General features: G+C 40.4%; 25 protein-coding genes. 20 read left to right on the forward strand and 5 right to left on the reverse strand.

Going from position 1 to position 23,795, the window contains the following annotated elements; all coding sequences use genetic code 11:
• Positions 1-274 precede the first annotated feature (274 nt).
• The 6 genes from ACPLOV_RS00005 to ACPLOV_RS00030 all read left to right on the forward strand — a co-directional run bounded on the left by ACPLOV_RS00005 (position 275) and on the right by ACPLOV_RS00030 (position 4,836).
• Positions 275-1,681 (forward strand): MATE family efflux transporter, encoded by a 1,407-nt coding sequence (locus ACPLOV_RS00005; protein ID WP_424908590.1) that lies wholly within the window; start codon positions 275-277, stop codon positions 1,679-1,681.
• Positions 1,682-1,684: 3 nt separating this feature from the next.
• Complete coding sequence (locus ACPLOV_RS00010) at positions 1,685-2,131, forward strand: MarR family winged helix-turn-helix transcriptional regulator (RefSeq protein ID WP_424908589.1); 447 nt, start codon at positions 1,685-1,687, stop codon at positions 2,129-2,131.
• 244 nt (positions 2,132-2,375) lie between these two features.
• Complete coding sequence (locus tag ACPLOV_RS00015) at positions 2,376-2,972, forward strand: FeoB small GTPase domain-containing protein (protein WP_424908588.1); 597 nt, start codon at positions 2,376-2,378, stop codon at positions 2,970-2,972.
• The gene (locus ACPLOV_RS00020) at positions 2,950-4,419 is read left to right on the forward strand and encodes a nucleoside recognition domain-containing protein (protein WP_424908587.1); all 1,470 of its coding nucleotides are present in this window, start codon (positions 2,950-2,952) and stop codon (positions 4,417-4,419) included. Before ACPLOV_RS00015 ends, ACPLOV_RS00020 begins: the two co-directional genes overlap by 23 nt.
• Positions 4,419-4,604, forward strand: a complete 186-nt coding sequence (locus ACPLOV_RS00025; protein ID WP_424908586.1) for a hypothetical protein — start codon at positions 4,419-4,421, stop codon at positions 4,602-4,604. The genes ACPLOV_RS00020 and ACPLOV_RS00025 overlap by 1 nt, the downstream gene beginning before the upstream one ends.
• Positions 4,594-4,836 (forward strand): FeoA family protein, encoded by a 243-nt coding sequence (locus tag ACPLOV_RS00030; RefSeq protein WP_424908585.1) that lies wholly within the window; start codon positions 4,594-4,596, stop codon positions 4,834-4,836. Before ACPLOV_RS00025 ends, ACPLOV_RS00030 begins: the two co-directional genes overlap by 11 nt.
• Positions 4,837-4,843: 7 nt before the next feature.
• On the opposite strand, the gene ACPLOV_RS00035 is transcribed toward ACPLOV_RS00030, so the two are convergent.
• Positions 4,844-5,851, reverse strand: coding sequence for an AIR synthase family protein (locus tag ACPLOV_RS00035; RefSeq protein ID WP_424908591.1), 1,008 nt, complete (start codon positions 5,849-5,851; stop codon positions 4,844-4,846).
• Between the two features lie 18 nt (positions 5,852-5,869).
• A complete protein-coding gene (locus tag ACPLOV_RS00040; RefSeq protein WP_424908584.1) occupies positions 5,870-6,361 on the reverse strand; it encodes an ECF transporter S component in 492 nt (163 codons plus the stop codon).
• A gap of 376 nt (positions 6,362-6,737) precedes the next feature.
• Here ACPLOV_RS00040 and serS point away from each other — a divergent pair, with 376 nt between their 5' ends.
• Positions 6,738-8,021, forward strand: coding sequence for a serine--tRNA ligase (gene serS, locus ACPLOV_RS00045; RefSeq protein WP_424908583.1), 1,284 nt, complete (start codon positions 6,738-6,740; stop codon positions 8,019-8,021).
• Between the two features lie 36 nt (positions 8,022-8,057).
• On the opposite strand, the gene ACPLOV_RS00050 is transcribed toward serS, so the two are convergent.
• Positions 8,058-8,300 (reverse strand): DUF1540 domain-containing protein, encoded by a 243-nt coding sequence (locus tag ACPLOV_RS00050; protein WP_424908582.1) that lies wholly within the window; start codon positions 8,298-8,300, stop codon positions 8,058-8,060.
• A 247-nt stretch (positions 8,301-8,547) separates the two neighbouring features.
• On the opposite strand from ACPLOV_RS00050, the gene ACPLOV_RS00055 reads away from it, so the two are divergent.
• Positions 8,548-9,348, forward strand: a complete 801-nt coding sequence (locus ACPLOV_RS00055) for a lipid II flippase Amj family protein (RefSeq protein WP_424908581.1) — start codon at positions 8,548-8,550, stop codon at positions 9,346-9,348.
• A 4-nt stretch (positions 9,349-9,352) separates the two neighbouring features.
• Here ACPLOV_RS00055 and ACPLOV_RS00060 read toward each other — a convergent pair whose 3' ends face one another.
• Positions 9,353-10,807: a PLP-dependent aminotransferase family protein gene (locus tag ACPLOV_RS00060; protein ID WP_424910240.1), complete on the reverse strand. Its 1,455-nt coding sequence runs from the start codon at positions 10,805-10,807 to the stop codon at positions 9,353-9,355.
• 181 nt (positions 10,808-10,988) lie between these two features.
• Between ACPLOV_RS00060 and pdxS the strand changes: the two genes are divergently transcribed.
• Together pdxS and pdxT are read left to right on the forward strand one after the other, a co-directional pair.
• On the forward strand, positions 10,989-11,888 hold the full coding sequence (gene pdxS, locus ACPLOV_RS00065; protein WP_424908579.1) for a pyridoxal 5'-phosphate synthase lyase subunit PdxS: 900 nt from the start codon (positions 10,989-10,991) through the stop codon (positions 11,886-11,888).
• 4 nt (positions 11,889-11,892) lie between these two features.
• Positions 11,893-12,456 (forward strand): pyridoxal 5'-phosphate synthase glutaminase subunit PdxT, encoded by a 564-nt coding sequence (pdxT, locus tag ACPLOV_RS00070; protein WP_424908578.1) that lies wholly within the window; start codon positions 11,893-11,895, stop codon positions 12,454-12,456.
• A 35-nt stretch (positions 12,457-12,491) separates the two neighbouring features.
• Here pdxT and ACPLOV_RS00075 read toward each other — a convergent pair whose 3' ends face one another.
• The gene (locus ACPLOV_RS00075; protein WP_424908577.1) at positions 12,492-14,132 is read right to left on the reverse strand and encodes a glutamate synthase-related protein; all 1,641 of its coding nucleotides are present in this window, start codon (positions 14,130-14,132) and stop codon (positions 12,492-12,494) included.
• Positions 14,133-14,521: 389 nt separating this feature from the next.
• Here ACPLOV_RS00075 and ACPLOV_RS00080 point away from each other — a divergent pair, with 389 nt between their 5' ends.
• The 10 genes from ACPLOV_RS00080 to ACPLOV_RS00125 all read left to right on the forward strand — a co-directional run bounded on the left by ACPLOV_RS00080 (position 14,522) and on the right by ACPLOV_RS00125 (position 23,686).
• On the forward strand, positions 14,522-15,154 hold the full coding sequence (locus ACPLOV_RS00080; protein WP_424908576.1) for a GntR family transcriptional regulator: 633 nt from the start codon (positions 14,522-14,524) through the stop codon (positions 15,152-15,154).
• A 75-nt stretch (positions 15,155-15,229) separates the two neighbouring features.
• Positions 15,230-15,448, forward strand: coding sequence for a hypothetical protein (locus ACPLOV_RS00085; RefSeq protein ID WP_424908575.1), 219 nt, complete (start codon positions 15,230-15,232; stop codon positions 15,446-15,448).
• A gap of 26 nt (positions 15,449-15,474) precedes the next feature.
• Positions 15,475-16,146: a 4-carboxy-4-hydroxy-2-oxoadipate aldolase/oxaloacetate decarboxylase gene (locus ACPLOV_RS00090; protein ID WP_424908574.1), complete on the forward strand. Its 672-nt coding sequence runs from the start codon at positions 15,475-15,477 to the stop codon at positions 16,144-16,146.
• 45 nt (positions 16,147-16,191) lie between these two features.
• Positions 16,192-17,235, forward strand: coding sequence for an Ldh family oxidoreductase (locus ACPLOV_RS00095; RefSeq protein WP_424910241.1), 1,044 nt, complete (start codon positions 16,192-16,194; stop codon positions 17,233-17,235).
• 20 nt (positions 17,236-17,255) lie between these two features.
• Entirely contained in the window at positions 17,256-18,986 is a 1,731-nt protein-coding gene (locus tag ACPLOV_RS00100; RefSeq protein ID WP_424910242.1) for an aldehyde ferredoxin oxidoreductase C-terminal domain-containing protein, read from the forward strand.
• Between the two features lie 89 nt (positions 18,987-19,075).
• Positions 19,076-19,441 (forward strand): cupin domain-containing protein, encoded by a 366-nt coding sequence (locus tag ACPLOV_RS00105; protein WP_424908571.1) that lies wholly within the window; start codon positions 19,076-19,078, stop codon positions 19,439-19,441.
• Positions 19,442-19,616: 175 nt separating this feature from the next.
• Positions 19,617-20,096: a TRAP transporter small permease gene (locus ACPLOV_RS00110; protein WP_424908570.1), complete on the forward strand. Its 480-nt coding sequence runs from the start codon at positions 19,617-19,619 to the stop codon at positions 20,094-20,096.
• 22 nt (positions 20,097-20,118) lie between these two features.
• Complete coding sequence (locus tag ACPLOV_RS00115; RefSeq protein WP_424910243.1) at positions 20,119-21,414, forward strand: TRAP transporter large permease; 1,296 nt, start codon at positions 20,119-20,121, stop codon at positions 21,412-21,414.
• Positions 21,415-21,503: 89 nt separating this feature from the next.
• The gene (locus tag ACPLOV_RS00120; RefSeq protein ID WP_424908568.1) at positions 21,504-22,571 is read left to right on the forward strand and encodes a TRAP transporter substrate-binding protein; all 1,068 of its coding nucleotides are present in this window, start codon (positions 21,504-21,506) and stop codon (positions 22,569-22,571) included.
• A gap of 83 nt (positions 22,572-22,654) precedes the next feature.
• Positions 22,655-23,686, forward strand: coding sequence for a zinc-dependent alcohol dehydrogenase (locus ACPLOV_RS00125; RefSeq protein WP_424908567.1), 1,032 nt, complete (start codon positions 22,655-22,657; stop codon positions 23,684-23,686).
• The last annotated feature ends 109 nt before the right edge of the window (positions 23,687-23,795 follow it).

Here is a 23,795-nt window from a genome sequence, read left to right on the forward strand (position 1 = left end):
CGATGGTACTGGGTTATCCCGGGAGAGTAGGTCGCTGCCGAAATCTTTTATTTTTCATCAAAACTTTGACAATAAAAATAATAGAGGGTAAAATAAACCTTAACGTTGCTGGCACCCTAAAAAAATATTACCCTTGTAGTTAAGGACAAAAACTTCAAGGGAAATTGGAAGATAGTTACAATGACCCAAATTAATGATATCAGATATTGCCTTTTAAAGCCTAATGTAAAATGACTTGTCCTGATAAAAGACATAAAAAAGGGGTGAAGGAATATTGAAAAGCGATGACAGATTTTCTATGGACTTTACTCAGGGAAGTATAATGAAACACCTGGTGAAATTTTCAATTCCGCTTTTTCTCGGGAATATACTTCAAACATTGTACAATACGGTAGACTCCATATGGGTAGGTAAATTCCTTGGACCGAGCGCCCTTGCTGCGGTTTCCGTGAGTTTCCCGATAATTTTTTTACTTATTTCGCTTGTAATGGGTATCACCATGGCGACAACGGTTTTGGTGGGGCAGTACAAGGGTGCACAAAATTACTATATGATAAGGAAAACCGTCAATACTTCTATGTTTTTACTGACAATATCGGCGCTGGTAATTTCCGCTGCAGGTATATGGCTGAATAAACACATTTTAAAATTGATGAATACGCCTGTGGAGCTCATGGAAATAGCATCGGGTTATCTTAATATTATTTTAGCGGGATTAATTTTCACCTTTGCTTACAACGCGGTAAGTGCAATACTTAGAGGACTGGGGGATTCAAGAACACCTCTTGTATTCCTTTTTTATACCACTGTAATTAATATAATTCTTGACCCTGTATTTATTTTCGGGATTGGTCCCATACCAAAAATGGGAGTGAATGGGGCGGCACTGGCGACGGTTATTTCTCAAGCCATATCCTTTTTTCTTGCGGCCAATTACCTTAATAAAAACAATCATCTTTTTTCCATTAATATTAGAGAGTTTCGCTACGATAAAGATATAACTATAAAAATACTGAAAATAGGACTTCCTTCGGGGATTCAACAGACCGTTGTATCCATTGGAATGACTGCTATGATGGCAATAATAAATACCTTTGGCTCTCTGGTAGTTGCAGCATGGGGTGCTGCCAGTAAAATAGATTCTTTTGCCTTTTTACCTTCCATGTCAGTTGGTCTTGCCACGTCTTCCATTAGCGCTCAGAACATAGGTGCGGGAAAATACGAAAGGGTTGAGGAACTTTTAAAATGGGCAAGTCTTCTTTCTCTATTAATATCCGGAACCATTACTCTGATGATTTTTACAATACCAAAGCTATTGCTTTCTATGTTTACAAATGATATAAATGTACTGATGGCAGGTGCTGGAATATTAAAAATCCTGGGGGTTTCTTACATTCCCTTCGGTTTTATGTGGGTAACCAACGGTATAATAAGAGGAGCTGGTGCCACTTTTATTCCCATGGTAATTTCGATAATTTCGCTTTGGTTAATCCGAATTCCATTGGCTTACTATTTATCCTTTCATACCGCTCTAAAAAGTAACGGCATTTGGGTGGCTATATCGGCCAGTGCGATTCTAAGTACCCTTTTAAGCTATGCCTATTATCTATCCGGCAAATGGAAAAAAAGGGTTATTGAAGAGGAAGTTAATGAAATTAAAGAGAGATTGGTGGAGGAGTAGATTATGTTCAGCGATTTTGAAGTAGCGCAAAAGATGGAAGAATTTAATTATGTTATGAAAAAATGGACGAAAAAATTTTTAAAAAAATATTTTTCCGCAAAAAATTTGGAAGTTACCCCAAATCAATATCCCCTACTTTTTATATTGAAGGAACACGGGCCTGTAAAAATGAAAGAACTCAGCGAGCATATGAATATAACTACCGGAAGCCTTACGGTAATGGTGGACAGGCTTATAGAAAAAAAGCTGGTGGAAAGGTTTTATATGCCCGAGGATAGAAGGGTGGTAATGGTAGGCCTTACCGAAAAAGGTAATGAAGAGTTGGAGAATTTTAAAAAGGTATTTATAGACTATATCCTGGAAGGGGTAAAAAGATTATCGGAAAAGGAAAAAAACGATCTAATTTACTGTTTGGATTTTATAAAAAAAGTTTTAATCGAGTGTTATTAAAATTTCAGTTGACAAAAGGGAATAAATGCGATACTATTTTTTTAGAAGATAAATGATAATGATTATCAATATTAATTACAAACTTGATAAATATAAAATAGTAAAATTAAAGGCTAAATTAATATAATAATGGTTTTAATTGAGAAATATATTTATATATACGGGAAAGAAAATCAGGATATGATTTATTAATTTTTTTTACCAGGTAAGTGATAACTATTATCAATTGAAGGGGGTTTAGAAAATGAGCTGCTGCCATTCAGGGGAAAGCAAAAAAAACATTTTTGGTTTTATTAAAGGCAATAAAAATACCAAAAACATAGATAATAGCTTTAAGTTGCATAAAAAACTGGTTCTCGTGGGTAATCCCAATGTAGGGAAAAGTGTAATATTTAATTGCTTAACGGGTACCTATGCCACCGTCTCCAACTACCCGGGTACAACGGTAGAAATTTTCAAAGGAGCCTGCAGGATAAACAATGTAAGTTTTGAAGTTATAGACACGCCGGGAATGTATTCCATGATACCCATAACGGAAGAAGAAAGGGTAACCAGAACACTTTTACTCCACGAAAAAGCGGATTTAGTGGTTCACGTAGTGGATGCAAAAAACCTCCAGCGGATGTTGCCCCTAACCCTTCAGCTGATTGAAACCGGGCTCCCCGTAATGCTTGTGGTTAATATGATGGATGAGGCAGAAAAATTGGGAATAAAAATAGATATTGATAAACTATCGGAGATTTTAAATATACCCGTCGTAGGCACTGCGGCTGCTTTAAACAGAGGAATAGATATTTTGAAAAGAAGGGTGTATGAATATGTCAGAAAAAGCGCTGCTTAGAAAAGATAATATAGTTGTTTACGATGAAAGGATAGAAAAGGCATTAAAGGCGATAGAAGAAAATTTGAAAAGTAATTATAATTTTTCAAAAAGGGCTATTGCACTTCTTTTGCTTCAGGGTGACGAAGAAATTACCGGGTATGTGAAAAATAGAGAAAAAACCTACGATAAAATAGAAGAGATCATTGCGAAAACAAAGGATTTATACAAAGACCCCCTGCAGTATGTCATAACTTTAAAAAGGCAGGAAAAGGCCAATGAGATAGTCCAGGATGTGAGCATAAATACGTCCAGGAAAAAGAATTTTTCCTTTTTTGACCTTCTGGATAGAATCACTATGCAGCCTCTGACCGGAGTTCCCATCCTCATACTGATTCTTTATTTTGGACTTTACAAATTTGTCGGGCAGTTTGGAGCGGGTACCCTGGTGGACTTCATTGAGGGTAATATTTTCGAAACCTATATAAATCCTTTAATAAACAACCTGGTGGCAACATACGTTCCGGTAAAAAGCATTCAAGAACTTCTTGCCTTTGATTACGGCATCATCACCCTGGGGATCAGGTATGCGGTAGCAATAATTTTGCCTATAGTAGGGACTTTCTTCTTTGTTTTTTCAATTATTGAAGATACCGGCTACTTACCCAGGCTTGCCATGTTAATTGACAGGGTGTTTAAATCCATCGGTTTGAGCGGCAGAGCCGTTATACCGATGACCCTGGGTTTTGGATGCGATACAATGGCAACCTTAGTGAGCCGTACCCTGGAGACTAAAAGGGAAAGGGTCATTGCCACATTGCTCCTTGCTCTGGCAATTCCCTGTTCTGCTCAGCTGGGCGTAATACTTTCGCTTCTTTCGCAAAAACCTCTGGGGCTTATTATCTGGATGGGCTTTGTGTCGTTGATTTTCCTTCTCGTGGGTTATTTATCCGCTCAAGTGCTTCCGGGGGAAAAGCCGCACTTTTATATGGAACTGCCCCCCCTCAGGATGCCGAAGCTTTCAAATATAATTGAAAAAACCGTGTCAAGAATGCAGTGGTACTTTTTGGAAATAGTTCCGCTTTTCATTTTAGCGAGTGTATTAATCTGGTTTGGCAAAATTACCGGATTATTTGACAGTTTAATAAAGCTGTTATCCCCGGTCATGAACCTCCTGGGGTTACCTCCCCAGACGGCCGAAGCCTTCTTATTTGGCTTTTTTAGAAGGGATTACGGAGCGGCGGGGCTATATGACCTTCAAAAATCGGGCATTTTAAACGGGCCCCAGTTGGTGGTAGCTTCCGTTACCCTGACGTTATTTGTTCCCTGTATAGCGCAGTTTTCCATAATGATAAAAGAACGGGGCTTCAAGACGGCCATGGCAATAGTAGGATTCATTATTCCCTTTGCGTTTTTATCAGGCTTTACCCTGAACCTGATTTTTAGATTGCTGGGAGTGAATTTTTAATGAAGTGCGGATTTTGCGGTTACGAATTTGACCAGGAAGAGGAAGGGTTAAAAGCATGCCGGGGTTGCCCCATGAGCGGTAGATGCGGCAAAGTGAAATGCCCGAGGTGCGGATACGAGAATGTAAAAAGCTCGGGACTGTTAAAAAGGCTTGGGTTTGGAAGGAAGGATGAGAATGGAAAATAGAGAGGCAAAACTTTCATATTTAAAAATTGGTGAGGAAGCTACAATAGTTAAAATAGATGCGAAAGATAATAAAATATTGAAAAAACTTATGGCTCTGGGGGTCCTCCCGGGACTTAAAGTGCAGCTTCTACAAAAATTTCCCACATATGTGTTTAAAATCGGGAATACCAGGATTGCTGCCGATGAAGAAATAGCAGGAAGTATTATAATAATGAAAAATAGTGCTCTTTGAGGGAGCACTATTTTTTTAGCAGTTTTTTTGCGTTTTCAAAGGCCACAAAAAGTTCATCCCTTTCTAAGGGAGAAAACTCAGTTATCGAATCGTTTTTAACCAGCCGGTATTTTTGGTTATCGGTAATTTTTCCTATTATACCGGCATTTATCCCTTCCTTCTTTAAAGCCTCCACTACCCTTTGACCGTTTTTGGCGCAAATCAGCATCGAACCGCTGGATATCAGACCGAGGGGATTAATATTAAATATACTGGAAATTTCCTTTGTTACATCTAAGAGGGGGACCCTATCTTCGTATATTTCAATACCGGTACCGGAGGCCTTTGCTACCTCGTATGCGGCACCCAGAACCCCACCTTCCGTTATATCGTGCATGGCAGATATCCCCAAGGATGATGCGATTTTTCCTTCATCTATAACGCTGATGTATTCTATCAAGTTTTGAGCCTCTTTAATTTTCTTGCTATCCCATATCGGCAAAAGAATGTTTTCAAAATCGGTAGCCAGTATGGCGGTACCTTCCAGACCGGCGTATTTTGTGATTATTACATCATCTCCGGGTTTGGCTCCCGAGGAAGTAATGAAATTATCCTTAAAAGTAAATCCGATGGCGGTTGTGGAAATTACCGTTTTATTAACAGAGGCAGTAACCTCGCTATGTCCGCCTAACACCTCGATTCCTATTTTCAGACAGGCCTTATGGATGTTTTCCATCACATCCCTCACGGTGGCTTCATCGGTATTTTCAGGGAAAAGAAGGGTAACAAGTATGCCTATGGGATCGGCTCCGCATGCTGCCAAATCGTTACATGCTACAAATACCGAAAGATATGCCCCGAGTTTATCCGCACCCGTTATGGGGTCGGAGGATAAAACCGCTACTTTTTCTCCAAAATCGATTACCGAGCAATCTTCGCCAAAGGAAGAATGCAAAAGGACTTCCTTCCTTTTTTTCCCTAAAAAAGGGTAAACGGCAGTTGAAAGGACTTCGGGAGGGATTTTACCTATTTTTATCATAAGACATTACCCTTTCTAAAATTTTTCCTCATCATTAAAGGAGAGGTTTTTCAGCCTTTTATATAAAAACACCGCAATAAGGGCGCCCACTGAGACCTGCAGGGTGTCCCCGGCAATTTCAATAGGAATGGCACCTATACCGTATATTATTCCGGCTGCCGTGGCATAGGAAGCAATCATAAAAAGACCTGCAAAAATTAAGCCGTGTATAGCCCTGCCCTTGGCGGTAAAGCTTCCCGCGATAAAACCTTCTATTCCTTTTATAAACAGGGTAATGGGAGCCCACATGGGATATCCGGCCAGCAAATCAGCTAAGGACGAGCCCACGCCTCCAATAATGGCCGCGGGTACACCGCCGAAAATTAATGCCGACAGGTATATTATAGTTTCGCCCAGATGAAAATAAAGGTTAAAGGTAGGCACCGGGATTTTTAAAATTGAGGTGGCTACAACCGTCAATGCTAAAAAAAGTCCCATCATGGCAATTTTCTTTATTTTATCGCTCATATACGCTACCTCCATAAAATCTTTTACTGATATTATACTATATTAACCGGGATTTAACCAACAATTCCTGCAGGGGATAGGCAATTATGAATTGATTTTTGCATAAATTTTACATATAATAAAAATAAATAAATTAATATTTTAATGCAATGAGGGAGAAAATTTGCACCGGGCCTTTTTTCAGAGAGCCGGTGTTCAGGTGCGAACCGGTAAAGGCGTGCAACTTCCGCTCCCGAGCATCGCTTCAGGCGACGGTAGTACCGTTACAGCTTAAAGTTAGAAAATAGGGTGGCACCGCGGGAAATATCCTCTCGCCCCTTGAGGGAGAGAGGATTTTGCTTTTACAGGGAAAATTATTTTTTGAGGAGGTAAAAAAATGCTCGATATTAAGTTAGTCCGTTCAAATCCCGGGATTGTAAAAGAAGCTATGGAAAAAAGAGGAGCGACCACAAACTTAGAACAGCTTTTGAAAATCGACGAGGAAAGAAGAAATTTGCTGGTGGAGGTAGAACAATTAAAGAGTTTGCGAAATAGGGAATCGGAAGAGATTGCTCGAAAGAAAAAGGCGGGAGAACCGGCAGAGGATTTAATCCGTCAAATGAAAGAGGTTTCGGACAAAATTAAGGAAATGGACGAGAAGCTGAAGCAAATAGACGAAGAAATACATAGAATGCTTTTGATGATCCCAAATATTCCCGATGAATCGGTACCCGTCGGCAAAAGCGATGCCGATAACGTGGAAGTTAGAAGATGGGGAAGCCCTAAGGAGTTTGACTTTTCTTTAAAGGCTCACTGGGAGATTGGCGAATATTTGGACATCCTTGATTTCGAGAGGGCGGCAAAGATTACCGGCTCCAGGTTTGTGGTTTATAAAGGGCTTGGGGCAAGATTGGAAAGGGCTTTAATAAACTTCATGCTGGACCTGCACATTGATAAACACGGATATAAGGAGATATTTCCTCCTTTTATTGTAAACAGGGACAGCATGACGGGAACCGGACAGCTTCCAAAATTTGAGGAAGAGGCCTTTAAACTTTACAACAACACAGATTATTTCCTTATACCCACTGCAGAGGTTCCTGTAACCAATCTTCACAGAAATGAAATTCTGGAAAGGGAGCAGCTTCCTATATATTACGTAGCTTACAGCGGATGCTTCAGGGCTGAAGCTGGCTCTGCCGGAAGGGATACAAGGGGTATAATAAGGCAGCATCAGTTTAACAAGGTAGAACTGGTAAAATTTTGCGAACCGGAAAAATCCATGGAAGAACTGGAAAAACTTACCCATGATGCGGAGGAGGTTTTGCAGCTTTTAGGGCTTCCCTACCGGGTGGTGGCCTTATGTACGGGTGACTTAGGTTTTTCTTCCGCAAAGACTTACGACATAGAGGTGTGGATGCCAAGCTACAACAGGTACGTAGAAATTTCGTCCTGCAGCAATTTTAAAGACTACCAGGCAAGGAGGGCAGAAATAAGATATAGGCCGGAAAAAGGAGCAAAGCCCCAGTACGTTCATACGCTGAACGGGTCAGGCCTTGCCGTAGGGAGAACCACTGCTGCGATACTGGAAAACTTCCAGCAGGCCGACGGTTCGGTGGTAATTCCGGAAGTTTTAAGGCCCTACATGGGAGGGGTTTCTACAATACCGCCAAAATACTAAAAAATTTGGCGCACATTGAAAGTGCGCCAAATTTTTTTACCTTCTTTGTACACCGTCATTTTTTACATCTGCCGAATTTTTCGGAACGAAGGTCTTGCAGCAGGTCTCCATAGCGGAGTTGACCGGTGTGGGTTGAGCGGTGGATGCCTGAGGTGCATCATAGCTATTTGGCATGGTTGCTCCAATTCTGTCAGAGGTAACCATTATCTCTGACGCGTGACACATGTTTCCGCTACCCCAGTAATGACAGTTGGATACACTGCAATGGATATGAGGCATGTAGATAACCTCCCGTAAATTTTTTTTAACATTAATATTTTTATCAATGAGGTATAAAATAATTCAGGAAAGCAAAGGAAAAGACGGGTGCTAAACTTCATGTTTTCTCAGGTAATCAGCTTGTAATAAAATTAACAGGAGTTAAAACCAAAAATAACTAATAAAATATAATTAATAAATGCTATAATATAAATAATTGTTTATTTTAGTTTTAATCATTTACTTTATTTAGTAAAAGAGGGTTGTTATGGAAAGGGTTATTTATGTAGCTTTGTTTACCGCCACCATACATATGATCGATACTTTATCCTATTCTGTGAGACTTGCGGGTGTAAGAACCAGGAGGCTGGCTTTGGCGCTTTCGTTATTTAACATTATAGTACTTATTTCAAGGACTGCCAACATGATTCAGGCTCCGCTACTGGGCAGTATAGTGGATAAGGCGATTTCTAAAGGCGAAATAAAAGAACTCCTTCACAGCTTTAGAATAATAATTTTTTCTGCAACACTGGGAAGCCTTATAGGAGCAGCTTTGATTCCGAGTTTTATAGAAATTTTTTCAAAAGGAATTTTTGCCCTTGAAAAAACAGGGTCCATCCCTAAACTCCTTGTAAAAATAATTTTTAATAAACCCGTGAAGCAGATAAAAAATTCTTTGAAAGCACCGGATCTATATAAAATAAGAAAAATCAGCAAAACCGGGATATCCCCTTTTTTCTTGATATTTAATCTCTTCATCACTTCGATTTCAACCATTGGTGTGCTGGCGGCCATTTACGCCGGTGCCCTATTACCGGAATACAGGATTACCGCAAGTCAGCTTTCGGGGGTTATAAACGGTACAGCCACAATATTGCTGGCAATTATTGTTGACCCGCAGGCAGCATTGATTACCGACCAGGCTTTACAGGGTATCAGGACCAAACAGGAAGTAACGTCGATGGTATTTTTTCTCGTGAGCGGGAAAATCATCGGGACCCTTCTGAGCCAGGTTATATTTATACCGGCTTCGGAAGTGGTATTATGGATTACCCGAAAATTAATATAATCTCTTAAAGGAGCGGACTGTAATTGCTTTTTTTAATGGGAATAAAGCTGAATTCCTTTAAAAATTCTCTTATGGCGTGAGAAAGATGCTCGATCCCCTCGCTTATTTTTTCCTTTGGTACCTGGGCAATACTCAAGCGAAAACACGGCGATGGCTTTTGGTCCGGGTAAAAGTAATCACCGGGCATTATAAATATTCCTTTTTTCATAACCCCGGCATAAAGGTTCATGGAATAATACCCCTGAGGCAGGCAGAGCCAGTAGAACAATCCCCCGTTGGGAACGCTAAAGGTTACCGGGGAAGGAAGATGTTTTTTTAATGAATCTGACATTATTTCCCATTTTTCGAAATATATTCTTCGAATCTTTGCAAGATGATCGTAAAAGCTTTTTTCCCTTATCATTAAATCCAGGACCCGCTGGTTTAAACCCGAAGAAGCAATGTCGGAAAAGTATTTTACTTCGGCAATTTTTTCTGAAAAATCGGGAGGTACCAGTAAAAAACCCAACCTCAATCCGGGCATCAGGATTTTGGAAAAGCTCTTAATGTAAAACACCCGGTTTTCGTCATCGTAAGCTTTTAAAGGTAGAGGTTTTTCTGAATAATAAAGGTCGTTCATGTGATCATCCTCAAGAATATAAAAACCAAATTTTTTTGAAAGAGCTATTAGCTCTTTCTTTTTTTGTTCGGAGTAAGATATACCGGTGGGGTTTTGGAAATTGGGCATTGTATAAAAAAGCTTTGGGGGTTTTGCGCGCATCTTGCTTAAAAACTCTTCCATATCTATTCCATCGTCCCTTAATGTAATCTCTGCGATTTTTGCACCTCTTGATTTGAAAGCATCGACGGCACCCGGGTAAGTGGGTGATTCCACAAAAACGGTATCACCGTAATCCAGCAAGGCCTTGGAAATAATGTCTATTCCTTGCTGAGCCCCGGATACTACATGAATATTTTCCTTTGAGGCTTTAATTTTGTACTCCTCGTAAAGAAAATCTTCTAAGGATTGTCTTAAGGGAAGAAATCCCGGGCTTTCATTGTACGCAAAGGCGTAACCCCCGTCCCTATCTAAAACTCTTATTATGGAGCTTTTGAAAATTTCTACAGGAAAATATTCCGGAGGAACAGAAGCGGTGGCAAAGTCAAACCTTATTTTATCGATTTCCAATTCGGAATCTTTTTTCACGGAAAAATCCGCGGATTCTTTTAAAGGAGACTGAATAAATGTACCGCTTCCCACCCTGGATACAGCGTAACCTTCTTTTTCCAGGAGTTTATAAGCGTTCACAATGGTAACGGTATTAACCTTCAGGTCCGCCGCAAGTTTTCTTATGGGGGGCAGTTTTTCTCCCGGAAGTAAAATTCCCTTCTTTATTAAACGGACAATTTCTTCATAAATCTGAACGTAGAGGGGTTCTGTGGAACTGCGATCTAAATGTATCGAAACAAATTTATCCATTTTCAAATAATACCTCCTGCAAAAATTAATTTTAATAAAATTGTATTGATAAAAACCATATTGTTATGATAAAATAAATACAACAATCCGCTATTTATAATAACAATAAGCAATGTAACGATACAATTTTATTTTACCATACTATTACATTAATTACAATCTAAAAGGAGGAGATTTACTTATGGAAAACTTTAAAAACTGCCATGCTGACCCTGAAAGATATTCCCTCAATAAAAATTTAGCCGAGATGTTAAAGGGTGGAGTAATAATGGATGTGACTACTCCGGAGCAGGCGAAAATAGCGGAAGATGCCGGAGCGGTGGCGGTTATGGCCTTAGAAAGGGTGCCTGCGGATATAAGGAAATACGGCGGAGTTGCTCGAATGTCAGACCCCAAAATAATAAAGGCAATAAAACAGGCTGTCAGCATACCGGTTATGGCAAAATGCAGGATCGGTCACTTTGTAGAAGCCGAGATTTTAGAGGCCATCGGTGTGGATTTTATCGATGAAAGCGAGGTGCTGACACCAGCCGACGAGCATTTCCATATAGATAAAAAAAGGTTTAAGGTACCTTTTGTATGCGGTGCTAAAAACTTAGGGGAAGCCTTGAGGCGTATAGCCGAGGGAGCTGCCATGATTAGAACCAAGGGGGAAGCGGGCACCGGAAATGTGGTGGAAGCGGTAAGACATATAAGGACAATTATGGGAGAAATCCGGAGAATTCAAAACATGCCGGAGGAAGAACTGATAACCGCTGCCAAGGAAATGGGGGCGCCCTATGAACTCGTGCTGTACGTTGCTGAACACGGAAAACTTCCTGTAGTAAATTTTGCTGCAGGAGGGGTCGCAACACCTGCCGATGCTGCTTTATTGATGAAGCTCGGGTGTGACGGAGTTTTTGTAGGTTCCGGTATTTTCAAATCGGAAAACCCTGCAAAAAGGGCAAGGGCTATCGTTAAGGCGGTAACCTATTACGATGACCCCGAAATCCTTGCTGAGGTTTCCGAAGACCTCGGCGAGGCAATGCAGGGTCTTGAAATAGATAGACTGGATTCCCGTTATGCGGAGCGGGGATGGTGATTATATGAAAATCGGAGTGGTGGCTTTTCAGGGTGCGGTAAGGGAGCACATAAAAATGCTTAAAAAGATTGGAGTTCAGGCTTTTCCGGTAAAAAAAAGAAAAGAGCTATTCGGGGTGGATGCCCTTATATTGCCGGGCGGTGAAAGTACAGTAATAGGAAAATTTTTGAGGGATTCGGGGCTTGGTGATGAAATCGTAAAGCTTGTAAAAAACGGTATGCCCATCTGGGGGACCTGTGCCGGTATGATACTTTTGGCAAAGCATATAATAAACCAGGATTATGTACACCTTGGTCTTATGGATATCCAGGTAAAAAGGAATGCTTATGGCGGTCAGTTAGAAAGCTTTGTAGCCAGAAAACCGGTGCCCGGCATTTCGGAAAGACCCCTGGAACTTGTATTTATCAGAGCGCCTTATGCGGAAAAGGTTGGAGCGGGGGTGGATGTGATTTTGGAGCTGGATGGGAAGGTAGTTGCAGCAAGACAGGATAATATGCTGGCTACAGCTTTTCATCCCGAGCTTACCGAAGATGAAAGTTTTCATAAGTATTTTACTGAAATGATTTAAAAAATTAAGGCCGGGGGAGATGAACCTCGGCCTTTTTAAATCTCTAATATCCTTAATGCCTCTTCATTATTTAACTCGGTTATAAAGGGGATTTTTGTTTCTTTTTCTGTCTCCCTGTTTGCAGAAGCTAAATCGCTTCTTTTAATTGCTTGTAATGAGAATTTTCTTGCCCCTGCCATAAGCTGTTGTAGTCCTGCCCCGAGTTTATCAGCCAGTGTCCAGACTGCTATGGCGCCATAGGGTATATTCTTCATTTCCTCTTCGCCGACCTTATTTTTAACTTCATGATAACCGGCAAAGATTTCTTCGGCTTTTAATCCGATTTGCGCAACGGATTGAGGTAAAGAATCCCAATTTCCGTTTACCTTTTCCTTCTTTTCGGGATGTAGAGCTCCTTCTATATTAGACCCTACAAAAGCCGGTATCATTAGTGCCCTTCCCATGCAAATTATCTTTACAAAGGGTGAACCGAGGGCAAGAGCTTTAAAAATATGATCTTCCCTTGCAAATCCACCAGCAAAAGCCATGTCTACCACTTTGTATCCTTTAGAAGCAAGAATGCAAGCGTATTCATAAGCTTTGGAGTGTAAAAGTATAGAGGGAACACCCCAGGTTTCCATCATATTCCAGGGGCTCATTCCGGTTCCGCCCCCCGAACCGTCAATTGTTAAAAGATCGAGCTTTGCCTCGGTTGCGAATTTTATAGCCATTGCAAGGCCTACCATGCCGTAGGATCCGGTTTTCAAAGTAATCTTTTTAAATCCTATGTTTCTTAAGTAATTGACGGATTTTAAAAATTCTTCCCTGACTTCTTCCACGCTGGAAAGATTGGTATATCCTAAACGGCTGTGCCTGGCAAAGGACTTTATTGCACCGGAGTTGTATGCCTCTATAACTTCCGGTTTTTCAGGGTCCGGATCCAGTACATAGCCTCTTTTTTTCAGGAACCTGGCGTATTCTATGTCTTTTACCTGAATTTCTCCTCCTATGGATTTTGCTCCCTGTCCCCATTTTAACTCTAAAATTACTTTATCGCCGTATTTTTCAATGACGTATTCGGCAACACCGTTTCTTGTGTCCTCCACATTCATCTGAACAATTATCGCTCCATAACCATCAAAATAGCGAAGGTATGTTTGTATTCTTCTATCCAGTTCTGGAGCCTTTTTTATTTTACCGTTTTCGATAACAGCTTCGCGATCGATTCCTACCACGTTTTCGCCGATAACGATGGGAAAACCGGCTAAGGCTGCACCGATAGCCAGGGAATCCCAGTATTTTGCAGCGATAAAGGTTGAGCCAAGGGCACCCGTCATAATGGGAAGCCTGGATTTGGTTTTTTCAAAATGACCGAATTCGGTTTCGATATTAACCCGGGGGAAAATGCAGTCATCGGGAGAATTCGTCATATTTTCTTTTAATCCTTCTGCACCGAAATTTGCTCCCATTATTCGGAGGGAGTTATAAGATACACCTAAGGGGAGGGTATTTCCGCTGCCTGCAGTGACATTCCCGAAATCCCTGGGGTAAAGCATCTTCCTTCCTACCAGGCTGGACATCCAGGTTTCGCATTTTCCGTGGCAGTCAGCTCTGCAAAGGGTGCAGAGGCCGGATTCACATGGATTTCCACGGTTTAAAGTTCCAAGAACGTCGTTGGATTTTTGCCAATTAATCATATTTATGACCCCCTCAAAGTATATAGGTATACAAAAATACAAGTATATATTAATTTTATATTATACAAACAAAAATCATAAAAAGTCAATACTTTAAAGCATAAAAATTTTATCATTTTAAAGCAATAAACACCGGTTAAAATTATAGAAATTTTTCTAAACTAAAATAAAAAATCTATAAAAAGAAGGGATTTATAAAAAATTTAAAGAATAAAATTAATATAAAGTAATGTATGGGGAATTATAACTTTGTTAAAAAATAAACTTATTGACATATTATATAAATTACTTAAAATTAAAATTAGTAAGTGATATATCAAAAGTATATTATTTATATATTAATAAAATAATAAAATTCATTTTAAAAGATTGAAAAAGGAGCAGGGAACATGGCTGAGACATTGAGCGAAAAGGCCTATAATATTATCAAGGAGAGATTGCTTTACACTAAAAAAGGTAGTTATTTGAGTATAAGGAAAGTCGCCGAAGAATTAAATATGAGTTATACCCCCGTAAGGGAAGCTTTTTTAAGGCTTCACAAAGAGGGGTTTTTAGAGCTGGTACCCAAGGTGGGCTTTTTTACCAATTGCATTGATATCAACGAAATATTACAGATATACGAAGTCAGGGAATGCATTGAATTATTCGTTTTTAAAAAGATTTTTAACAGTATAGGTCCAAAGCATATAGAACTTCTTAAAAAATATTTAGCAGAACAAAAAAATTGCTTAGAGAAAAAGGATATACACGGTTACGTAAAGGCGGATCAAAAATTTCATGAAGTGTTTCTGGAAATTTACAATAATCAATATTTGAGCAACCTTTACAGGAATATCAGGGAACAGTATTTTATTTGCTCCAATAATATTGCTGAAAGACACAGCGGAGTAGCTGTAGAGGAGCATGAAAGCTTAATAGAGTGCATAGAAAATAAGGACTTTGAAAAAGCGATAAACCTCCTGAGTATGCATATTGAAAATGCAAAACAAAGGGTAAAGGATGGATTCAGAAGGGTAAGTTAAGAATTTTGTAAATTTTTATCAAAACTGATATATCAGTGATATATTATTAAAAATTTGATATTGCGGGGGAAGGGAATGGCAAAATTTTTTGGTCACGGGATATTAGAAGGTTTCTCGGGGGAAATACAAATTGAAAAAGAAGAAAAATTAGAAAAAATAATAGAAAAAATGAATTTACCTGAAAATTTAAAAGAGCACGTAATTTTTTTGAGAAATCATCTTTTGCTGGAAAAGGATGATTTAATTAAGGATGAAGACGAAGTTCATTTTTATATACTTCCCTTCGGTGGTTAACAATTAAGACAGGAGGTAATTTTAAAGTGGTACATGTAATAAAAAATTTTAAAAGGCCCGAAAAGGAAATAATTGAAGCCTTCAGAAAACTATCTTCAGCCACCGTCCACGAAGCGTCGGGGAAAAAGGGAGCGGTATCCTATCTAATTAAACCCATTAACAGGGGAATGAAATTATGCGGGCCTGCATTGACGGTTCAGTGCATGCCCGGAGACAATTTGATGCTCCACAAGGCGCTGGAGATCGCAAACGAAGGAGATGTAATTGTAGCGGATACCCACGGAGCCCCCGAATACGGTTACTGGGGCGATTTGATGACCGTTTCGGCGATGGCGAGAAAGATAGGGGGTCTTGCCATTGACGGTTGTATAAGGGATTCGCAGGAGATTATTGAAATGGGTTTCCCGGTTTTCTGCAGGGGATTTTGCATCAGGGGAACATCTAAAAGCTCCTTAGGGCTTATAAATTATCCGATAATTTTTGGGAATGTCAGGGTAGAACCCGGCGACCTTATTCTTGGAGATGACGATGGCATTGTAGTCGTAAAGAGGGAAGAATGCGAAGAGGTATTAAAAAAGGCGTTAAAGAGGGTAGAAGATGAAGACAAAAAAAGGAAAGTCTTGAGCACGGGGATATCCAGCGTAGAATACAACAATTTAAAGGAAGTTTTTGAAAAATTAGGACTGGTGGAAGAGTAATTTTTAAAGATGAGTTTATAGACAGGGAGAAGGGAGATTACAAGTATGAAAATTCCAGTGGAAGTACTTAAGAATGTGGCCAAAGAAATTCTTGTAGGACTCGGTGAAACAAAAGAAAATGCGGAAGTTATATCCGAAATTCTTGTGAATGCTGATATGAGAGGAGTTTCTACCCATGGTACATACCTATTAAAAGTTATTTTTATGCGGGTAGAAGGTGGACAGCTAAAACTCCCGACCTTGCCGAGAGTAATATCCGATAAAGAAGCAACGGCGGTAATAGACGGAATGGACGGCATAGGCATGGTCGCCGGCAAGATGGCGGTGGATATAGCCATAGAAAAAGCAAGAAAGTACGGCGTTGGCATGTCGCTTATATGTAATACCAACAATGTAGGATGTCTGGGGGTTTACACTCAAAACGCTGCGAAACAGGGTGTGATTGCCATAATGTCCTGCAATGCAGCTCCTGCAATGGCACCCTGGGGAGCGGCGGAGAAGTTTTTGGGAACGAATCCGATAGCGATATCAATACCGGGTAAGGATACCATTTTTACTTCCGATATGGCTACCAGTGTAGTAGCCAGGGGAAAAATAAGGGAAGCGTCAAGGAAAGGCATCAAAATCCCCGATAACTGGGCTTTAGATTCGGAAGGTAGACCTACTACGGACCCCGAAGAAGCTCTAAAAGGGACGCTCATGCCTATCGGAGGACCTAAAGGCTCTTCTCTTGCTATGGCAGTTGACATAATATCTGGAATCCTTTCGGGCTCGGGTTTTGGGAATCAATTAAAATCCTTCCACGTTCTCGAAGGACCGACGAGGGTCGGAGCTTCTGCAATAATTATAGATGTATCGCACTTCATGGAGCTGGAGAAATTTAAAGAACTGGTAGAAGGCTATTTTACTACGGTAAAGGCTCTGAAGAAAGCTCAAAAGGTAGAAGAAATACTTATACCGGGTGAAATCGAGTTTAGGAAAGAACAAAAAAGCTTAGAAGATGGAATTGAAATAGATGACAAACTGGCAATAACCTTTGATGAGCTTTTGAAAAAAATAAATTCAAATATTAAATTAATTTCCGATTGAGATTAAGAGGAGGTAAAAAGGTGAAGAGGATAATAAGGGTAAACACAAGAACCGGAGAAGTGATTCAAACCGCGCCGACAAAAGAGGATCTTAAGTGGGGAGGAAGGGGATTTATTGCGAGAACTTTACTTAACGAGGTTCCTCCCACCTGCGAACCTCTGGGTAGGTACAATAAACTGATAATTTCCCTCGGACTTTTTGCTGATACAAATCTCAGCACGGCGGGGAGGCTTTCCATCGGCGGCAAAAGCCCTCTTACCGGTGGAGTCAAGGAATGCAATGTGGGCGGTAATGCCGGAAAGCGATTGGGGAGAATCGGCGTAAAAGCTTTAATACTGGAAGATATCCCGGAAAAAGATACTACCAGGATACTTTATGTAAGCGCGGATGAGGTAAAACTCATAGATGCACCGCACCTTAAGGGGAAATTGGTAGATGAAACCTTTGAGGAGCTAAGAAAGGAGTTTGGCGAAAGAAAAGGTTTTATCTGTATAGGGCCTGCAGGAGAAATGAAGTTATACGCAGCGGGAATAGCCCTTACCGATGACAGGGGAGAACAGGTGAGGTATGCTGCCCGCGGTGGACTGGGTGCGGTAATGGGATCAAAGGGAATAAAAGCGATTGTAATTGACGATTCCAAAACGGTGGAACCCGATTACTACGATGCCGAGCTTCTGAGTTCAACCGTGAAAGAGGTAGTAAAAATACTTCAGGAAGATCCAAAAAGCCAGAACCGAAGAAAATACGGAACCCTTGACATCTTGGAACTTGCAAATCAAGCCGGGCTATTACCCACAAGAAATTTCAGTTCGGGACAATTTGAGTTTGCGGCTAACTTTACGGGGCCAAAAGTGGCGGATGTGATAAAAGAAAGAGGAGGCTGCGGGAAATCTGGAACGGCCTGCGTGCCCGGGTGTACCATAATGTGCAGCAATGTATTTCCCGACAAAGAAGGCAAAAAAATAGTGGCATCCTTACAGTATGAAAGCGTGGTACTTTTAGGGCCCAACTGCGGTATCGGAGACTTGGATGATGTGGCCGAACTAAATCACCTTTGCAACCAGGTGGGTGTAGATACAATAGAATGCGGCGCAGCCATAGGTGTCGCAATGGAAGCGGGAGTAATAAACTTCGGAGATGCTGAAGGAGCCAAGGATATAGTAAAACAAATAGGGCAGGGTACTTATTTGGGAAGAATCATTGGAAACGGTGCAGAGTTTACCGGGCGAGCATTTGGAGTAAGAAGAGTCCCTGCAGTGAAAGGCCAGGCTATGCCCGCCTATGATCCAAGAGGCTTAAAGGGAAACGGTGTGCTTTACGCCACCTCCACCATGGGGGCTGACCATACAGCGGGGAATGCTTTTGAAACATTAAAAACCGTAAATCCCCTTGGAAAAGAACACCAGGTTTACAACTCAAGACAGCTTCAAATTCGAGCTGCACTCATTGATTCAATGGGCGTTTGCCTGTTCATTAGGCCAGCCTTTATCAAGAATAGAGATCTATTAAGTAACCTTTACAAAGGAAGATACGGCTTTGACATGAGCTTTGAAGAAATAAAGCGCACCGGCGTTGAAATTCTTGAGATGGAAAGAAAGTTCAATGAACTTGCGGGAGTTTCCGAAAAGGTAAAGAGGATGCCCGAATTTATGCGGGAAGAACCCCTACCTCCCAACAATGCGGTATTTGATATATCCCAGGAAGAACTGGAAGAAATATGGAATATAGAAATGAACCCGGAGACCTTCTAAAAAAATTTCTCGGGAAAGAAAATAAAAAATAAAAATTATCTTATAAAAATTTAATAAAATGAATTTACTAAGAAAGGAGAATTTAAATAATGGCGGAAACAATAGCAATCAATATCAAAGATGTGAAGGGTGAGTACAGGGAACCGGCCAGAACTTCATGGATCCTGGTTTCCGAAAAAACTGTAGGGTCAAAGAATTTAGCGGTAGGCATTAATGAAACTTATGTGGGGAGCATGGTGCCGGAGCATAAACACGATAACGAAGAGGAAGTGATGTACTTTTTCCAGGGGAAGGGGAAGTTTATCACAAAAGACAAAGAAATTCCCATAGAACCCGGGGTATGTATCTACAATCCTCCCGGTGAATACCATAAAATAGTAAATACTGGAGATGAACCCCTGAAGTTTATTTGGATCTACTCTCCTCAGTTAGAAAGCCACAGGAAAAAGGATTAAGTATAAATAAAAAACATTCCGGTGCGGTCAACAACCGCACCGGTATTAAAGTGTTTTTAAATTCTAAAGCGTAAAAAATATTCTGAAAAAACAAATCCTTGAATATTATTATGACTGAATGAAGTTTTTAGTATTAAAGAAGATTAAGTAAATTCAAAAAGGCGAGGTGCCGTGGATGAAAGTATTAAAATGGCTGGATGATCATTTCGAGGAATATGTTCTCAGCTTTCTTCTTGCACTCATTGCATGCGTTATGATGCTTCAGGTAATTATGCGATACGTTTTTAATTCTTCCCTATCCTGGTCAGAGGAGCTTTCCAGGTACGCCTTCGTCTGGTCGGCATTTTTAAGCATTGGCTATACGATAAAAAAGAAAACAATTCTCAGGGTGGATACGCTGATAGAAATTCTTCCAAAGGGGATAAAAAATACCGTAAAAATCCTCGTATCATTAATTATGGTAGTATTCTTTGCCTTCCTTTTAATTAATTCGATCCCGACGGTCAACAAAATATTTATTTCTAAACAGGAAAGTCCAGCCCTGGGTATTCCGATGTATTTAATTTACACTTCAACAATTTTGGGATTTTCGCTGGCGGTTCTGCGGTCTGCTCAAAGTGCGCTAAGCAATGTTAAAGAGCTATTTAAGAAATAGTGTGAGATGGGGGTAAAAATTTATGGCAATTCAGATGTTTATCATACTATTGGCTGGACTCCTGCTGAGCATACCGATAGCTGTTTCCCTCGGATTGGCTACAATTTATCCGGGGCTTATGAATCCACATTTTGCAGGGAGTATACAATTTGTCATACGAAATATGGTGAGCGCCCTTGACAGCACTCCCATACTTGCCATTCCTATGTTTATCCTCTCGGGAGATATCATGACAAAAGGGAAAATCTCTGAAAAATTATTTAACTTTTTTGCTTATTTTGTGGGGAATAAAACGGCGGGTATGCCTATTGCCGCAATTATAACCGCTTTATTTTACGGAGCAATTTCCGGATCCGGGGTAGCTACTACCGCTGCGGTAGGTGGAATGGCGATACCTTTTTTAGTGTCCCTGGGTTACGATAAGGTTTACTGTGCAGCCCTTGTAGCTACGGCGGGAGGACTGGGGGTAATAATCCCACCGAGTATTCCCTTTGTAACTTATGGCGTTGTAACGGGGGTATCCATCGGCAGTTTGTTCATTGCCGGTATATTCCCTGGAATTTTAATCGGCCTTTCATTGATGGTTTATGCCTACATCTATGCCAAAAGAAACGGAGAGGATAAGGAAAAAATTTTATCTAAATTTAATTCGTTAAGAGCAAAGGGATTTATCACCGTGTTTAAAGAAAGTTTCTGGGCTCTCCTTGCGCCGGTTATAATTCTGGGAGGTATTTACAGCGGTATAGTGACACCAACGGAGGCAGCGGTTATCTCGGTGTTTTACTCAATTATCGTTTGTTTATTTGTATATAAAACTCTGTCGGCAAAAAATATTATGGATATTTTAATAGGGACTGTTAAATCCTATTCTCCAATAGTAGTTTTACTTTCCCTGGCAATTGTTTTCGGTAGGATTTTAGCTTTACTTCAGGCGCCGGTGGCTTTGAGGGATTTTATAGTAATGAATTTTGCCGGGAACAGGTTCCTCTTCTTGCTCGTATTAAACATTATCCTATTAATACTGGGAATGTTCATGGATGTAGGACCGGTTATTGCAATTCTTGCTCCTATGCTTTTACCTTCCGCTACTGCAATCGGTATAAACCCGATTCACTTAGGAGTTATCATGGTAGTAAACTTAGCTATCGGAATGGTGACGCCGCCCTTTGGTGTAAACCTCTTCGTAGCTTCACCCCTTGTTAAGGAAGAGGTTATGAAAATCGGAACAAAAGCCATACCCTTTATCATATCCTTTGTCATAGCCCTGTTTTTAATTACCTATATCCCTGCAATAAGCCTTATCCTTTTACATCAGTAATTGAGGAGGTGGGATATGTAAATTAAAAAATAGTAGTTAGGAAGATAAAACAAAAAAACCTAAATTCAAATTAAAGGGGAGGTCAATTTATGAAAAGAACGAAAATTATTTCTCTTGTCCTGGTAATATTAATGGTTATGCTTACACTGGCCGCTTGCGGTGGCAAAAACAATGCCGGACAGCAACAGCAACAACAACAGCAGCAGGCCCAGCAGAATAATCAGCCAAAATACACGCTTCAATTAGCGGGAGCTTATTCTTTAAATGCCGATACTCCAAGGGCAAAAGCTACCAAGAAAATAAAGGAACTCATTGAACAGAAATCCAATGGTAACATTAAAGTTGAGTTATATCTGGATAGCCAGCTGGGTGGAGACCGTGAAACCTTGGAAAGCTGCCAGGCTGGAAATATCGCTATGGTATCTGCCACTACCGCACCTCAGGTAAACTTTATACCCAAATTAGCTATTTTTGATATCCCAATGCTTTTTGACAATCTCGACATAGCAAAGAAAGTTCTTACCGGAGAATTCAGAGATAAACTCGCAGCGGAATATGAAAAAGCAGGATTCAAGCTTCTCCTTATGGTACCCATTAGCTACCGCGAAATGACTGCCAAAAAAGCTATAAATACTATCAACGACTTAAAAGGTGTAAAAATCAGAACAATGGAAAATAAATACCACAAAGAGTTCTGGAACTCTCTCGGCGCAAATGCCACACCGTTAAACTTCAGCGAGCTTTATATAGCCCTGCAGCAGGGTACGGTAGATGCCCAGGAAAACCCCTATGATATTATTCTGCCGAATAAATTCTACGAAGTACAAAAGTACCTTATCCACACTCACCACATAGCTTTCATCCACACGGTAGTTATGAACAAAAACCTCTATGACAGCATGCCCGATGATTACAAGAAAGTCATAGATGAAAGCATGAAAGAAGTAAGCGAATACCTGTTTAACGAATCCATGACTCAAAATGAACAGATGCTGGCATCCTTAAAGGAGAAAGGAATGCAGGTAATCGAAATATCCCAGGACGTAAAGGACAAGATGAAGGAAGCTGCTAATAAAGTTGCAGATATGGTGCGCAAGGATGTAGGCAATGACATTGTTGATGAGTTAATGAAGGCTATTGAAGCTGCAAAGAAATAACAAAAGTAGATTTAAGGGCTTGACCCTTAGCCTTGGGTCAAGCCCGACAAAAAATTAAATGTATAAAAAAGCGGGGTGAAAAAATGAAAGCACTGGTTTATATGGGTCCGATGGATATGAGGTATATGGATGTTGATACCCCGGAACCCAAACCCGGCGAGGTGCTTTTAAAAGTAAAAGCTGTGTCCATTTGCGGTTCGGACCTTACCGGTTACAAGGGCCAATCTATTTTCAGGGTACCTCCCCTTATTATGGGTCACGAATTTTCCGGAGAAATTGCAAAATTAGGAGAAAATGTAAAAGGATTAAATGTGGGAGACAGGGTAATAGTAGAAACGAATTTGTATTGTGGCTATTGCGCAGACTGCAAAGCGGGATTCAGCAATGTTTGCGATAATCGTAAAATAATAGGAACGACGATGAAAGCCGGTTCTTACAATGGCGCAATGGCGGAGTACGTGGTAGCGCCTGCCGAGAAAATTATTCCTCTTCCCGACAATGTAACTTTCAATGCTGCCGCGTTAACGGAACCCTTGGCAATTTCCCTCAGGGCAACGAAACATGCCGGGGATTTAAAAGGTAAAACAGTAGTCGTATATGGAGCAGGTCCAATTGGCCTTTTAACAATCCAGTGTGTGAAATTTTTCGGGGCAGAAAGAATAATAGCTATAGATGTCGTGGAAGATCGTTTGGAGATGGCAAAAAAATGCGGTGCTACCGATGTAATTAATTCAAAGGAGGATGTGGCAGGAATCACCCGGAAGATGACGGATGGCGTGGGTGTCGATGTGGTATTCGATGCCGTGGGCGTACCGGAAACCGTTAACGGCGGGGTTGAAATAGTAAGAAATGGCGGCAAGGTAGTATGGATTGGGCTTGGTGTTCCAAAATTGGAATTTGATTATAAACATGCGGTATGTAAGGAAATTACTTTCTACTGCAGCTATATGTATACGACCGAGTTAAAAGAAGGCTTGGATATGATAGCTACAGGTAGAATGAATGTGGAACAGATAATAACCGGAATTTATCCCATGAGCGAAGGTCCCAGGATTTTTGAAGAATTAGCTTCAAGAAAATCAAAGGATATTAAAGTCATACTTGTTAATGATTAAAATTTTCCGTATATGATATATCAATAAAACATCAATAATATTTTAAAGCTTTAATTTGTTAAAAATTAATCGGGATTAATAAAAGTAATAAAATTCACTGCTCTATTCC

It is taken from the genome of Thermovenabulum sp. (genome assembly GCF_049723235.1).
Taxonomy (GTDB): Bacteria; Bacillota; Thermosediminibacteria; order Thermosediminibacterales; family Thermosediminibacteraceae; genus Thermovenabulum.

Coding starts and splice junctions, on each gene's coding strand:
- ACPLOV_RS00050 (WP_424908582.1), bottom strand. CDS start 8,300: ATGCCTCATATCCATTGCAGTGTATCCAACTGTCATTACTGGGGTAGC.
- ACPLOV_RS00060 (WP_424910240.1), bottom strand. CDS start 10,807: ATGGATAAATTTGTTTCGATACATTTAGATCGCAGTTCCACAGAACCC.
- ACPLOV_RS00040 (WP_424908584.1), bottom strand. CDS start 6,361: ATGAGCGATAAAATAAAGAAAATTGCCATGATGGGACTTTTTTTAGCA.
- serS (WP_424908583.1), top strand. CDS start 6,738: ATGCTCGATATTAAGTTAGTCCGTTCAAATCCCGGGATTGTAAAAGAA.
- ACPLOV_RS00105 (WP_424908571.1), top strand. CDS start 19,076: ATGGCGGAAACAATAGCAATCAATATCAAAGATGTGAAGGGTGAGTAC.
- ACPLOV_RS00110 (WP_424908570.1), top strand. CDS start 19,617: ATGAAAGTATTAAAATGGCTGGATGATCATTTCGAGGAATATGTTCTC.
- ACPLOV_RS00080 (WP_424908576.1), top strand. CDS start 14,522: ATGGCTGAGACATTGAGCGAAAAGGCCTATAATATTATCAAGGAGAGA.
- ACPLOV_RS00055 (WP_424908581.1), top strand. CDS start 8,548: ATGGAAAGGGTTATTTATGTAGCTTTGTTTACCGCCACCATACATATG.
- ACPLOV_RS00125 (WP_424908567.1), top strand. CDS start 22,655: ATGAAAGCACTGGTTTATATGGGTCCGATGGATATGAGGTATATGGAT.
- ACPLOV_RS00115 (WP_424910243.1), top strand. CDS start 20,119: ATGGCAATTCAGATGTTTATCATACTATTGGCTGGACTCCTGCTGAGC.
- ACPLOV_RS00030 (WP_424908585.1), top strand. CDS start 4,594: ATGGAAAATAGAGAGGCAAAACTTTCATATTTAAAAATTGGTGAGGAA.
- ACPLOV_RS00120 (WP_424908568.1), top strand. CDS start 21,504: ATGAAAAGAACGAAAATTATTTCTCTTGTCCTGGTAATATTAATGGTT.
- ACPLOV_RS00075 (WP_424908577.1), bottom strand. CDS start 14,132: ATGATTAATTGGCAAAAATCCAACGACGTTCTTGGAACTTTAAACCGT.
- ACPLOV_RS00025 (WP_424908586.1), top strand. CDS start 4,419: ATGAAGTGCGGATTTTGCGGTTACGAATTTGACCAGGAAGAGGAAGGG.
- pdxT (WP_424908578.1), top strand. CDS start 11,893: ATGAAAATCGGAGTGGTGGCTTTTCAGGGTGCGGTAAGGGAGCACATA.
- ACPLOV_RS00010 (WP_424908589.1), top strand. CDS start 1,685: ATGTTCAGCGATTTTGAAGTAGCGCAAAAGATGGAAGAATTTAATTAT.
- pdxS (WP_424908579.1), top strand. CDS start 10,989: ATGGAAAACTTTAAAAACTGCCATGCTGACCCTGAAAGATATTCCCTC.
- ACPLOV_RS00020 (WP_424908587.1), top strand. CDS start 2,950: ATGTCAGAAAAAGCGCTGCTTAGAAAAGATAATATAGTTGTTTACGAT.
- ACPLOV_RS00015 (WP_424908588.1), top strand. CDS start 2,376: ATGAGCTGCTGCCATTCAGGGGAAAGCAAAAAAAACATTTTTGGTTTT.
- ACPLOV_RS00095 (WP_424910241.1), top strand. CDS start 16,192: ATGAAAATTCCAGTGGAAGTACTTAAGAATGTGGCCAAAGAAATTCTT.
- ACPLOV_RS00085 (WP_424908575.1), top strand. CDS start 15,230: ATGGCAAAATTTTTTGGTCACGGGATATTAGAAGGTTTCTCGGGGGAA.